This is a genomic window from Nostoc sp. (assembly GCF_036917755.1).
GTDB lineage: Bacteria > Cyanobacteriota > Cyanobacteriia > Cyanobacteriales > Nostocaceae > Nostoc.
Map to the genome: position 1 here is coordinate 17,884 of NZ_JBALFC010000021.1, position 13,411 is coordinate 31,294.

Consider the following 13,411-nt stretch of genomic DNA (forward strand, 5'->3'; position numbering starts at 1 on the left):
AACTTTGATGGAACAACCGAAAGTTATTTTTTTAGATGCTGTGGGTACACTCTTTGATGTCAAAGGTAGTGTGGGCGAAGTTTATAGTCAGATAGCTGAGGAATTTGGCGTTACAGTTCCAGCCGAAAGATTAAATACAACGTTCATCCAAAGCTTTAAAGCAGCACCGCCGCCAATATTTCCAGATGCAGAAGTGCAAGATATTCCCCAGCGCGAGTTTGATTGGTGGCGGATAATTGCCCTGAACACTTTTGAAGGTGCAGGTGTTCTCAAGGAATTTTCTGACTTTTCGGCTTTTTTTAGTGAACTTTACATCCACTTTGGCACTGGCGAACCCTGGTTTGTCTATCCCGATGTCTTACCAGCTTTAATTAACTGGCGGCGGTTGGGAGTTAGTTTGGGGGTGCTGTCCAATTTCGATTCTCGGATTTACTCAGTATTGCAAAGTTTGGGATTGAGAGAGTTTTTTACCTCCGTCACCATTTCTACCCAGGTACGTGCAGCTAAACCTGATCCTCAAATTTTTGCCATTGCCTTAGACAAACATAAATGTTCCCCAGAGGCAGCATGGCATATTGGCGATAGCATCATAGAAGATTACCAAGGAGCGAAAGCATCTGGACTCAGAGGTGTTTGGATCAATCGTGGGAAATGAGGGAGATAGGTGACGGAAGAATAAGGGTTTGGGCTGACACGATCGCACACCTGCGAATTTTATCGCGATCGCCACAGAGTTACTCGAAAAGTTTGATCGGGCTTCTGGAAATCTTTTCGTTCTCCTGATTGTTACCCGCACGCGTCACAACACGGGAGGATATCACTTTGAAGGATTTGATGATGGTATTCTGACCATAGGTTAGATTATTTGCCCTTGTACACTGAGGCTAATAATGTCTGATTATTAGCTCAAAAGGTATGCCAGCCCCGTAATTATCCTTAAATGCTGAAGCAAACTTTTCCTTCCCCTGAAGCACTGCGACGGTTCCCTTTTGGCCTAGCTGATATTGCCCTTATTCTGGGCACATTGGTTCTGCTGGCGCTAATTGCGCGTGTCGGTGCTGGAACGTTGGTGAGCTTTGTACCACCAGATGTGGTGCCAGGTATCAGCCTCGACCCGCGTAATCTACCGTATTATGCTGGGCGCTCAACCCTGCGAATGTTTATTGCCCTGTTTTACTCAACGCTGTTCACCTTAATTTATGGCTACATTGCTGCCAAAAGCCGCCGCGCTGAACGAGTTCTGATCCCACTACTCGATATCTTGCAGTCGGTTCCGGTACTAGGCTTTTTGTCGATCACGGTTACAGGTTTTATTGCCCTGTTTCCCGGAAGCCTATTAGGACTGGAGGCAGCATCGATTTTTGCAATTTTCACCAGTCAGGTCTGGAACATGACCTTTTCCTTCTACCACTCACTGAGAACACTGCCACCGGAACTGGATGAGGCCGTGAAACTCTATCGGTTGTCGGGATGGCAACGATTCACCAAACTGGAATTGCCTACAGCGATGATTGGGCTGCTTTGGAATGCAATGATGAGTTTTGGAGGTGGCTGGTTTTTTGTCGCTGCCAGTGAAGCGATCAGCGTACTGAAGCAAGAATACACACTACCGGGAATTGGCTCCTATGTAGCAGCCGCAGTTGTCGCTGAGAATTTACCTGCTCTAGGTTGGGCGCTATTGACGATCGCGGTAGTGATTGTGCTGGTAAATCAACTGTTCTGGCGACCGTTAATCGCCTGGGCAGATAAGTTCCGTTTGGAACAGAGTGCAGCCGCACAACCGCCTGAATCCTGGGTCTACGATCTGCTAAAAGCAGCCCGAATTCCTCGTCTGCTGGGGCGGGCGCTAGCTCCTTTGGCTGAAGCTATCAACCGGATTCTATCATTGCTCACGCCACCGCAGACTCCCCGATATGTGGAGACTAATCGCCATGAAATGGGCGATCGCCTCTATAACTTTATACTGCTGGCTGTGATTGGAGGGCTGTTGGTTGTCGGGTTGCACTTCATTGTCACAACAGTGGGACTGGGTGAAGTCCTCAAGACTTTTGGACTGGCATTACTGACTCTGTTACGTGTACTGGTATTGCTGGTATTTGCAACTCTAGTTTGGACACCCGTGGGAGTGGCAATTGGGTTTAATCCCCGACTGGCAACTTTGTTGCAGCCCGTGGTGCAATTCCTGGCCTCCTTTCCAGCAAACTTTATCTTTCCCTTTGCTACACTATTCTTCATCCGTTCCCATATCAGCATTGATTGGGGTAGTATTCTGTTGATGTCACTAGGCGCCCAGTGGTACATCCTCTTCAACTCCATTGCTGGAGCGATGAGCATCCCAACGGATCTACGCGAGATGGCAACCAGCCTTGGTTTACGTGGTTGGCGGCTGTGGCGTAAGTTAATCATTCCCGGCATCTTCTCCGCCTGGGTAACAGGTGGGGTCACTGCTACCGGTGGGGCATGGAACGCCAGCATTGTCTCAGAGATTGTCGCTTGGGGGTCAACCACCCTGACGGCCAATGGGTTGGGAGCATATATTGCTCAGGCAACAGCAGCAGGTGACTGGCCTCGCATTACACTGGGGATTGGGATGATGAGCCTATTTGTTGTCGGCCTGAACAGAGTGTTTTGGCGACGACTGTATGAACTAGCAGAAACCAAATACCATCTTTAAACCATCGCTCACCGAATTTTAGATTTTAAATTTTGGAATCTAAAATCTAAAATCTGTCTTGAAAAGTTTGCTCAACGGGGGGAACCCCCGCACGCAACTTTTCGCAAAATCCTTGCATTGTGTGACTAGAGGAGCAAGTATGACATCTACGCAAGTTATTAATAACGTACTAATCGCTGTCGAACAGGTCAATAAGAGTTTTCCTCGGCCAGAGGGCAAAGGTGAGTTTAACGTTCTCCGCAATATTAATCTGACAGTAGCTACGGGTGAAGTCCTAGCGTTGCTGGGGCGCAGTGGCAGTGGCAAAAGTACCTTACTGCGAATTATGGCAGGCTTGATTCCCCCAAGTGAAGGAAAGGTGATCAGCAATGGGAAACACCTGCAAGGTGCTAACCCTGGTGTAGCAATGGTATTTCAAAGCTTTGCACTACTGCCCTGGCTGACAGTACAGGAAAACGTCGAGTTAGGGCTAGACGCGCAGGGTGTCGGTCGGGATGAGCGACGACAACGAGCGCTTAAAGCCATTGACTTGGTGGGCTTAGATGGTTTTGAGAGTGCCTATCCTAAAGAGTTATCTGGGGGGATGAGGCAGCGAGTTGGTTTTGCCAGAGCATTTGTGCTGGAGCCGCAAGTACTATTTATGGATGAGCCATTCAGCGCCCTAGATGTGTTGACGGCTGAGAACCTGCGGGGTGAAATTGATGATTTATGGAATGCTGGCACTTTTCCCTCTAAAAGCATTTTGATTGTCACTCACAACATTGAAGAAGCGCTGTTTCTGGCAGATCGGGTAATTATATTGGGATCAAATCCGGGGCATATTCGCGGTGAGGTTGTGATTGATATGCCACGACCTCATGACCGTACCAGCATCCGCTTCAAATCGCTGATAGACTATATTTACACGGTGATGACTAACCCAGAAGTGGAAGTGAGTGGGGCTGTTGCAGCATCCACATCACCTGTAGAAGTATCGCGATCGCCTAGCACAATCCAACAATCGCCCTATGCAAAACCCCTGCCCCACGTCAGAATCGGTGGTATTAGCGGTCTACTGGAGTTAATTGTGGATCAACCAGAGGGCAAGGATGATATTCCTCGCCTAGCAGAACGAATCCAACTATCGGTGGATGATTTGCTACCGATGCTTGATGCAACTGTGATGCTGGGGTTTGCGGAAGTTGCACAGGGAGATGTTAAGCTGACCGAGATTGGGCAAGATTTTGCCACCACAACCATTCTTCGCAGTAAAGACTTGTTCCGGCAGCAGGTGTTGTCAAATGTGCCAGTCGTAGTTAGCATGGTGCAGACATTGCGGGAAAAACGGAATCGGTCAATGCGTGCGGATTTCTTTATCGATTTACTTGAAGAATACTATCCCCATGAAGAAGCCGAGCGGCAATTTGCCACAGCCGTAGATTGGGGGCGTTATGCCGAACTGTTTGAGTATGATGCTAGTGAAGATAGACTGTATCTGCCGGAGCCAGTAGTAGCGCAAACTCGTGAATCGGAATCGATTGAGGGATGAGAGGGATGAGGGAGATGAGGGGGATGAGGGGGATGAGGGGGATACTTTGGGTAGAGTCGAGGGGAGCTATTAGACTCCGCCCCTCATTGAATCACATTATCAATACCAATGCGATGGCCTTTGATACGATGTCATCTGGGTCTAAAAACTCAAAATAATCTTCTAATTCCATTAAATAGTTTCATGCGATCGCTGAGATACTGTAGCTTGCATTTTTTCCAAGTCTTACAGCGTCAAGTACTTACTATAAATAGTATGTATGGAGACAGTAAACCTCTTCAAGAGCGATCGCCTGATCAATTCCCGACTCATTGCAAAACCTAATTACTCCAAAAACTTCCTATGTTCTACTCAAACGATGAGGGATAAGGGGGATAAGAAAGAGTTAGAACTCCATTCATGAACCTCGGAACTCCATTAATAAACCTCAGAACTCCATTCATGAACCTCGGGACTTCATTAATAAACCTCAGAACTCCATTCATGAACCTCAGAACTCCATTCATGAACCTCAGAACTCCATTCATGAACCTCGGAACTCCATTCATGAACCTCGGAACTCCATTCATGAACCTCGGAACTCCATTCATGAACCTCGGAACTTCATTAATCCCCAATGCCCAATGCCCAATGCCCAATGCCCAATGCCCAATTCCCAATACCAAATGCTGCCCTAAGACCCGTATGATCAAAATATCAGGAAAACATAACAGCCAGATTTTTACCGCAAAACATGGGCAGTATTTGGGAAATCGATTTTTACTCCCGTCCGATTTTGGACGCTAATCAGAAAAAAATTTGGGAAGTCTTAGTCTGCGAAAGCCCCTTGGATATCAGCACAAAAGCAGATTCTTTGTTTCGCTATGCTCAATATTGTCCCAGTACCCAGGTAAATTCTGGCTGGTTGCGGACAGCATTGCAGGAGGCTATTAACCAAGCTGGAAAAGCACCAATTAAAATCCGCTTTTTCCGCCGCCAAATGAACAATATGATTACTAAAGCTTGCCAAGACTTGGGCATTCCCGCCCAGCCTAGCCGCCGCACTTTGGTTCTTAACCAATGGTTAGAACAGCGTATGGAGGAAGTGTATCCTCAAGAACCAGGGTATCAAGGGGGGACTAATCCCTCAGTCCGGTTAGAAAAACCTTTGCCACAACGTTTACCAGATGCTTTGGAAGGACAGCAGTGGGTATTTGTTACCTTAGATGCTGCGGCTTTGGCAGAAATGCCAGAGTGGGAAATTGGCTTTGGTGAAGCTTTCCCCCTGGAGTTGGCGCAAGTTTCACCCGAAGCCCGGATTCCTGGTATTTTGATTTTCTCACCGAGAGCGTTGCCTTTGGCAGGCTGGATGTCTGGTTTGGAGTTAGCTTTCTTAAGATTTGATACCAGCGAAGAGGCAAGATTGCTTTTAGAAACTGGTGTAACTGAAAGCTGGATTGTGGCAAATATCAAAAAACCTCAGATATTAGCAGAGGCCAAAGGTTTTGAAGAAGCCAAGCAAAAAGCTAACGGAGTGCATTTTATTGGTGTACAGTCTGATCCCAAGGCAGAATCTTTTGCTGGTTTTTGGCTGTTACAAGAGGTTAATCTTTGAAAATTGGGCATGGGGCATTGGGCATGGGGCATGGGGCATTGGGCATGGGGCATGGGGCATGGGGCATTGGGCATGGGGCATTGGATATTGGGCATGGGGCATGGGTGGAGAATGAGGGACTTCCAAATAAAAAAACATCCCAAATTTTCTTGTGGGATGGGTGTCCTCACCCGTCCTATACTCAGGGCGGGCAGGATGCCCACGCCACAAGATGGATAATTTATTTCTTGGAAGTCCCTCACAAATGACCAATGACTAATGACTAATGACCAATGACTAATGACCAATGACTAATGACCAATGACTAGATACGTCGAGATATGGCGATGATTTGGGATAATTAACTGCGTCCATCAGCGTTGATCTGCGGTTATAAATTGCAACTGCCGAAATACGCTGATGATTTTTGGATAGTTATCTGCGTCCATCAATGGAAAGTCCAATCCCTAGCGATCGGACTTTCAAGAGACAGCGTTGATATACGGTTCAAAATCCACAATTCACTAAGGGTCATGGGTTCTGAAAATTTATCACAAGATACACTAGCAGAACAGCTGCTGGAACTAGCTATAAAATCTGGAGCAGAAGCTGCTGAGGTGTATCAGTCGCGATCGCTTTCTCGTCCAGTGTTTTTTGAGGCAAACCGACTCAAACAACTAGAAACCAACCAATCTGAAGGTACAGCACTACGGCTTTGGCGAAACGGGCGACCGGGACTCATGGTGGCTTACGGTTCTGTCCTTGCCGAAGTAATGGTGGAAAAAGCTCTGGCACTGAGTCAACTCAATCATCCAGAAACAGTAGAATTAGGCTCTAACTTTCAGCCCTCTTACTCAGATTTAGGGGAAAGTGTGCCGATAGAAGTTTTGGTAGATTGGGGCAAAGAAGCGATCGCACTCGTCCGTGATGCCTATCCAGATGTTGTTTGCAATGGTGACTGGGAATGTGATATTGAAACCACTAGACTAGTTAATACCAAAGGTTTAGATTGTCATTATACTGATACTACCCTCAGTTGCTATATATCAGCAGAATGGGTGCGTGGGGATGATTTTTTGAATGTTGCTGATGGACAAACCAAGCGGGGCGAACTCCACCCGGAGAGATTAGCTAATCAAATTTTACAGAGGTTAATTTGGGCTAGAGAAAATGTCTCACCTCCTACTGGTCGCGTCCCGGTTTTGTTCACTTCTAAAGCCGCCGATATGCTTTGGGGCACTGTGCAAGCAGCTTTGAATGGCAAGCGAGTTTTAGAAGTAGCTTCCCCTTGGGCAGAACACTTGGGGAACCTAGTAGTTGCACCCAGCCTCACCCTCTACCAAGACCCGGAAGCGGGCCCTTACAGTTGTCCTTTCGATGATGAAGGCAGTCCGACTCAATCTTTAGTATTTATCGAAAACGGGACTTTACAGCATTTCTATGGCGATCGCATCACCGGACGCCAACTCGGTACTGACACCACTGGAAATGGTTTTCGCCCTGGTTTAGGCAGCTATCCCACCCCTGGTTTATTTAATTTTCTCATCCAGCCCGGTTCGGCATCACTACCAGATTTGATTCAACAACTAGATGATGGCTTGATTGTGGATCAAATGTTGGGTGGTGGCGGCAGTATTTCTGGAGATTTTTCGATCAACGTAGATTTAGGCTACCGCGTCCAAAATGGTCACGTAATTGGGCGTGTTAAGGATACGATGGTTGCAGGTAATGTCTACACAGCCCTGAAGCAATTGGTGACACTGGGCAACGATGCTGATTGGAATGGTTCTTGTTATACTCCATCTCTGATAGTAGAAGGGCTATCCACCACGGGGAGAAGCTAATTGAAGAAGAATTCAGAATTCAGGAGTCAGAATGGAATCAATTCATCGCAAGTAAGTGGGTGTGAATAATTAAATTTGCATTACGTAACAAAGTTTGATTTATCCTTGCCCACTTACTTAACGGGTTTTACAAGTAGCAAATATTGCCTTTGATTCGTTGAAAGTTTAGTAAATCATCTCCGAATAACCCAAGAGATTTGACATCATGTGGTATACACCTATCTTCCAGCGCTTTCGGCAACTGCTACAACCACGGCGTCGTTTAGCAATTTTTGAAGCTTGTCTGATTGGTTTGGTTTCAGCCCTTGCAGCAGTCTTACTTAAATCGGGGGTGGGATTGCTAGGTGCTTGGCGAGTGCAGACATCGCTGTTGCTACCAGCTTGGTTTGTGCTACCCGGTATCGGACTCGCCTTTGGATTCCTCGCCGGATGGCTGGTTGAGCGCGTAGCCCCAGAAACTTCCGGGAGCGGTATTCCTCAAGTCAAAGCAGTCCTAGCCCGCATACCAATTGCTTTAGATTTGCGGGTTGCTCTGGTGAAGTTAGTCGGTGGTATTCTGGCACTGGGTTCTGGGCTAGCTTTAGGGCGGGAAGGCCCAACAGTTCAGGTGAGCGCCGCTTTAGCAGCTCAACTCAGTCGGTGGTTTCCGACTTCACCAGACCACCGCCGCCAGTTGATTGCGGCTGGTGCAGGAGCAGGGTTAGCGGCTGCCTTCAATACGCCGATTGCAGGTGTGTTGTTTGTCGTCGAAGAACTGTTACAGGATTTCTCGGAATTTACTCTCGGCACTGCAATTCTGGCTTCTTTTATCGGTGCCGTCGTCTCGCGCTTATTGGGTGGTCGCAGCCTGGATCTGAATCTAGCATTAACTGCTTCCAAAACAGAGTTTTTTGTTCAAGATATTCCTTTCTATTTGGTGTTGGGGATTGTAGCTGGGTTGATGGGGGCGCTGTTCAATCGCGGGATTATTGCCAGCTTAACTGTTTACCGCCGCTCTCTACGTTTTGGATTACCGGCTCGTGTGGCACTAGCTGGGCTAGTGTCGGGGATGATTGTGGCATTACTACCGCTAGCCTTTCGAGATAATACGGGACTGCGGGAAATTTTAATTACAGGTGAGGCTAGCTGGTCAATGGCCGCGATCGCCTTTTTATCCCAGTTTATCCTCACCTTGGTAGCCTATGGCTCTGGTGTACCCGGAGGATTATTTGCCCCCGCTTTGACCCTTGGGGCTGCCCTTGGCTACTTGGTGGGTATGGGAGAACACAGTCTGCTTGTTCCTTTCGGGATTGTGACTGGATTACCAATTACCTACGCTTTGGCAGGAATGGGGGCATTTTTTACTGCGGTGGCCAGAGTGCCAATCACGGGGATAATAATTGTGTTTGAAATGACTACAAATTTCAACTTAGTGCTGCCCTTAATGATTGGTTGTGCGACGTCGTATCTAGTCGCCGAAAAGTTAGAGCCAGGATCACTATACGACAAACTTTTAGCGTGGAATGGCATAACTATCGAAAAAGCGGCACCTGCGGGGGGGATAATGACAAATTTGACTGCCAAAGATGTCATGCAGCAACAAGTAGAAACTCTGGATACAGAGATGCCTTTAGATGAAGTGATCCAAGCATTCGCCCGTTCCCACCATCGTGGCTTTCCAGTGGTAGAAAACAGTAAGCTTGTAGGGATTGTGACGCAATCAGATTTATTCAATATCCGCGATCGCAACTTAGCAAACGATACTCCCTTACGGGAAATTATGACCGCCGCTCCGATGAGCGTAACACCCATCCACACATTGGGCAATGTGCTGTATTTACTGGATCGCTATCAAATCAGTCGCTTACCAGTGGTAAATGGACGGAAACTGATTGGAATTATTACCCGTGGAGATATTATTCGGGCGGAAGCAGACCATCTTAATGGTGAAAATGACACCCCAAGACTACGACCAGATCCTTCATACATAGTTTACCAAACGCGATCGCCCAGCATCGGCAGAGGTAGATTATTAGTGCCAGTAGCTAATCCCGAAACAGCCGGTATTTTATTAGAAATGGCAGCAGCTATTGCCCGCGATCGCCATTATGAAATAGATTGCGTGCAAGTGATGCTCATACCCCGCCACAGTTCCCCATCGGAAACAGAGGTAAGAACGGCAAAAAGTCGCCGCTTGCTACGACAGGCGGAAGTCTTAGCAAAAAAATGGGAAATTCCCCTGCACACGCAGATTCGAGTTACCCATGATGTCGCCCAGGCAATTTTGGAGACAATCAACGAAGAACACATCGACCTCATCTTAATGGGATGGAAAGGTGGCACATCTACCCCTGGTCGGATTTTTGGCAACGTTGTAGACACCATAATTCGCCAAGCCACCTGCGAAGTAGTGTTAGTAAAATTAGGCACTACTCCCCACTCCCCAGTACAGACGCGATTAATCGCCTCTGTGCCAACTCCCCACTCCCCACTCCCCACTCCCCACTCCTTCAATCGCTGGTTAGTTCCAATAGCTGGCGGTCCCAATTCTCGACTGGCGATTAAATTGCTCCCAGCTTTACTGACATTGGCAAATGATCCACAAATTCGCCTGACACAGGTGTTTAAGCCATCTGAACTCAAGCCAGATATGTCAATTTCAGAACAAGCCATCCGCCATTTGATGCGTCGCCGCAAATTGCCGAGTACTGTAGTTGCTCTCCCAGTCGAAGCTAATTCAGTTGCAGAAGGTGTAATTAACCTAGTGAAAACCGAAGGTTACGATGTTGTAGTTGTGGGAGCTTCGCGTGAGGGATTGTTGCAGCAGGCGATTCAAGGTAATATTCCCGAAGCGATCGCTTCTGGCGTAGAAAGTACAGTAATTTTGGTTAGGGGTGCAATTAACAATAAATATTGATTTTACTTACGATAAAATAAATATACCAATAATCAGAGAAAAAATTATTGGTATTGGTAAACTTCACTGATTTTATAGACAAGTAGTGATAAATGTAGCCAAATGGTTGAGAATGGTTACATAGGTCGAAAAACAAGTATGAAATTATCGGATTACCCTAAATCAATAGGTGTGAGCTATAAAAAGCGATTGCGAATGTGGAAACGCGGAGATTTAAACGCAACTCAGCTAACTACTGGAATGGAAAAACCCATAAAACTGAATGTATTGTTAAATGCTTGCAGGAGGAGGAATGCAGTTAGTTGAAAAACACGTAATCAAGAGTTCTCATAGGTACTACCAAGAAATTGATCACTTATGCTTTCTGTCTAAAAACCTTTACAATGCGTCTAACTACTTGATTAGACAAAATCTATTTAAGACAGGTAAAATTCTGAATTATAATCAGGTTCAAAAACTCACTCAAGAATCTGTTGATTATAAAGCAATGCCTGCGAAAGTAAGTCAACAAATTTTAATGGTTCTAGACAGAAATTGGAAAAGTTTTCCAGCTGCTTTAAAAGCTTACGAAAAGAATCCATCCAAGTTTTTAAGTAAGCCAAAGTTACCCAAATATAAAAATAAAGTTGAAGGTAGAAACTTAGTTGTTTATACTGTTCAAGCTTTGTCCAAACCGGCGCTAGTAAAAGGTTTGATTAAGTTAAGTCAGACGAAAATTGTACTGAGAACAAAAGCTAATAATATTGCACAAGTTAGAATAGTACCAAAGCTTGACCATTATATTGTTGAAATTGTTTACAACAAAGAAATAGAACCTCATCTTCTTGATCAAAGTAAAATTGCTAGCATAGATTTAGGATTGAATAATTTAGCGGCTGTAACTTTCAATCAGTCCGGTTTAGTACCGTTCCTGATAAATGGCAGACCTTTAAAATCTATCAATCACTTTTTCAATAGACAAAAAGCACTTTTTCAAGCTATTCTGAAAAGTGGAACTTCTAAGCAATTACAAAAGCTTTGTACTAAACGGAATTTTAAAGTTGATGATTACTTGCACAAAGCCAGTAGATATTTAATCAATAAATTAATTGAATTAAATATCGGAACTTTAGTTATTGGTAAAAACGAAGGCTGGAAACAAGAAATTGCTATAGGCAGTCGTAACAATCAAAACTTTGTACAAGTACCTCACGCCAGATTTATTGACCAGATTACTTACAAAGCCGAGTTAGTTGGAATTCAAGTAATTGTCAATGAGGAAAGCTATACATCTCAGGCAAGTTTTCTAGATCAAGATTTAATTCCTAGCTACCAAAAAGGCAGTTTTCATACTTTTTCTGGTAAAAGAATTAAGCGAGGTCTTTACAAATCTGAAGGAGGTAGTTTACTTAATGCAGATATAAATGGATCGTTAAATATCTTGAGAAAAGCAATCCCTGAAGCGTTTGCCCAAGGGATAAAGGGGATTGTAGTTTCCCCAGTGAAGGTAAAACTTCCTAAGTAAAAGTTGTTAGATATTTGTCTACATTTTTTACAACTATTAGGATTGGAATAGCAACTATAAGTTGACAACAAAAACAAAAAACAAAGCCTGCATCAGCAGGCTTTGTTTACCCGTAATTATCTTTAGAACTTACGCCAAATTGTATGCAACTTGTTATTAATAGTTAGAACGGGAGCCAGAGGAACCTCCCACATTAGAGTCACCATAACCTACAGTATCATTGGCTCTACGACTCTTGCGACCAAACAGACCAAATAAACCGAGCAAGCCCAGTAAACCCCAATCACCATCCCGATAATTTCTGTCGGTAGCAGTGCGGTTTGTAGTAGTATCCCTAACTGTAGCATCAGGAGTGGTTGTTGTCTGAGCAGAAGCAGGTAGAACTGTGGGCAAGGTAGCTAAACTTAGAGCTAGAACACTACTTCCCAAAATTTTGGAGATATTAAAGCGTTTCACGATCACATTCCTCAATTGAATTGCTGCAAGTAATAGTTAAAGTTTATTAAGTTATGACAGCGCCAGCATCAATCTTTAGCTGCAAATATAAATCCACTTCAAGTTGGATTTGTGTTCAAGCAAATAAGCATTTTGGCATACAAGAAATTACCGTGTATGGTAAATTATGCAATACTGAAGTTACCGATTACATTAAAGCTAGCTCGATTTCAGAAGCTAAAATCCTGAATTCTGTTTCGATATTATCCAAAAATCGGTTCTAAAATCTAATAAAAATCCTGGTAATACATCTTCACCTGATAGATTTCGGGGAGATTGTAAAACTTCCACTGGTTGGTTAGAGCGATAAATTTCTACTTGCCTATTTTTAGGATTAATCAACCAACCTAGACGCAAACCATTCTTGATATATTCCCGCATTTTTGCTTGGGTATCTTCTAAATCATCAGTTTCAGAAACTAATTCCACTACAAAATCAGGACATAAAGGTGGAAATTTCTTTCTTTGCTGTGGCGTGAGAGCTTCCCATCTTTCCATCTTTACCCAAGACGCATCAGGAGAACGAGTTGCACCATTTGGCAACTTAAAACCTGTAGAAGAATTAAACGCTTTTCCGAGCTTATTTTGACGGTTCCATAACCATAATTGACCTTCTATATCCAAGTTACGCTCTCCAGTTTCTCCCCCGGTGGGTGACATAATAACTAATTCTCCTTGAGCAGTTAATTCCAGTCGTAACTCCTGATTAACAGCAATCAGCTGTTCAAATTCTTCGTCTGTCAATTTCAGCGCCGGAGGGAAATGTAAAGTTAGAGCATTCATACCAATTTTGGATTTTAGATTTTAGACTTCGACTTCTCTACGAGACGCTGTTCGCGTTCGCTCAGTCGAACGATTTTAGATTACAGGAATTTTCAGGTAAATGTTTCTAACCGT

Annotated in this window: 11 protein-coding genes; 8 read left to right on the plus strand and 3 right to left on the minus strand. The window is 44.8% G+C overall.

The window, feature by feature from the left end; translation table 11 throughout:
* Positions 1-7: 7 nt before the first annotated feature.
* From V7L05_RS07395 to V7L05_RS07415, 5 genes are all read left to right on the plus strand, one after another.
* Positions 8-655, plus strand: coding sequence for an HAD-IA family hydrolase (locus V7L05_RS07395; RefSeq protein ID WP_335163239.1), 648 nt, complete (start codon positions 8-10; stop codon positions 653-655).
* Between the two features lie 285 nt (positions 656-940).
* A complete protein-coding gene (locus tag V7L05_RS07400; RefSeq protein WP_335163241.1) occupies positions 941-2,674 on the plus strand; it encodes an ABC transporter permease in 1,734 nt (577 codons plus the stop codon).
* Between the two features lie 139 nt (positions 2,675-2,813).
* Entirely contained in the window at positions 2,814-4,202 is a 1,389-nt protein-coding gene (locus tag V7L05_RS07405) for an ABC transporter ATP-binding protein (RefSeq protein ID WP_335163243.1), read from the plus strand.
* Positions 4,203-4,769: 567 nt separating this feature from the next.
* Entirely contained in the window at positions 4,770-4,988 is a 219-nt protein-coding gene (locus V7L05_RS07410; RefSeq protein WP_335163245.1) for a hypothetical protein, read from the plus strand.
* Entirely contained in the window at positions 4,936-5,796 is an 861-nt protein-coding gene (locus tag V7L05_RS07415; RefSeq protein WP_334944342.1) for a Tab2/Atab2 family RNA-binding protein, read from the plus strand. The genes V7L05_RS07410 and V7L05_RS07415 overlap by 53 nt, the downstream gene beginning before the upstream one ends.
* On the opposite strand, the gene V7L05_RS07420 is transcribed toward V7L05_RS07415, so the two are convergent.
* A complete protein-coding gene (locus V7L05_RS07420) occupies positions 5,776-5,934 on the minus strand; it encodes a hypothetical protein (RefSeq protein ID WP_335163247.1) in 159 nt (52 codons plus the stop codon). The two genes, V7L05_RS07415 and V7L05_RS07420, sit on opposite strands and share 21 nt — an antisense overlap.
* Before the next feature lie 374 nt (positions 5,935-6,308).
* On the opposite strand from V7L05_RS07420, the gene V7L05_RS07425 reads away from it, so the two are divergent.
* The 3 genes from V7L05_RS07425 (at position 6,309) to V7L05_RS07435 (ending at position 12,019) form a co-directional block, all read left to right on the plus strand.
* Positions 6,309-7,619 (plus strand): TldD/PmbA family protein, encoded by a 1,311-nt coding sequence (locus tag V7L05_RS07425; protein ID WP_335163249.1) that lies wholly within the window; start codon positions 6,309-6,311, stop codon positions 7,617-7,619.
* 205 nt (positions 7,620-7,824) lie between these two features.
* Positions 7,825-10,515 carry a chloride channel protein gene (locus tag V7L05_RS07430; protein WP_335163251.1) on the plus strand — a complete coding sequence of 897 codons (2,691 nt, stop codon included), beginning with the start codon at positions 7,825-7,827 and terminating at the stop codon, positions 10,513-10,515.
* A gap of 292 nt (positions 10,516-10,807) precedes the next feature.
* Positions 10,808-12,019, plus strand: a complete 1,212-nt coding sequence (locus V7L05_RS07435) for an RNA-guided endonuclease InsQ/TnpB family protein (protein WP_335163252.1) — start codon at positions 10,808-10,810, stop codon at positions 12,017-12,019.
* 156 nt (positions 12,020-12,175) lie between these two features.
* Here the strand turns inward: V7L05_RS07435 and V7L05_RS07440 are convergent, their stop codons facing one another.
* Positions 12,176-12,475 (minus strand): WGxxGxxG family protein, encoded by a 300-nt coding sequence (locus tag V7L05_RS07440; RefSeq protein WP_335163253.1) that lies wholly within the window; start codon positions 12,473-12,475, stop codon positions 12,176-12,178.
* 216 nt (positions 12,476-12,691) lie between these two features.
* Positions 12,692-13,297: a Uma2 family endonuclease gene (locus V7L05_RS07445; protein ID WP_335163255.1), complete on the minus strand. Its 606-nt coding sequence runs from the start codon at positions 13,295-13,297 to the stop codon at positions 12,692-12,694.
* Positions 13,298-13,411 lie beyond the last annotated feature (114 nt).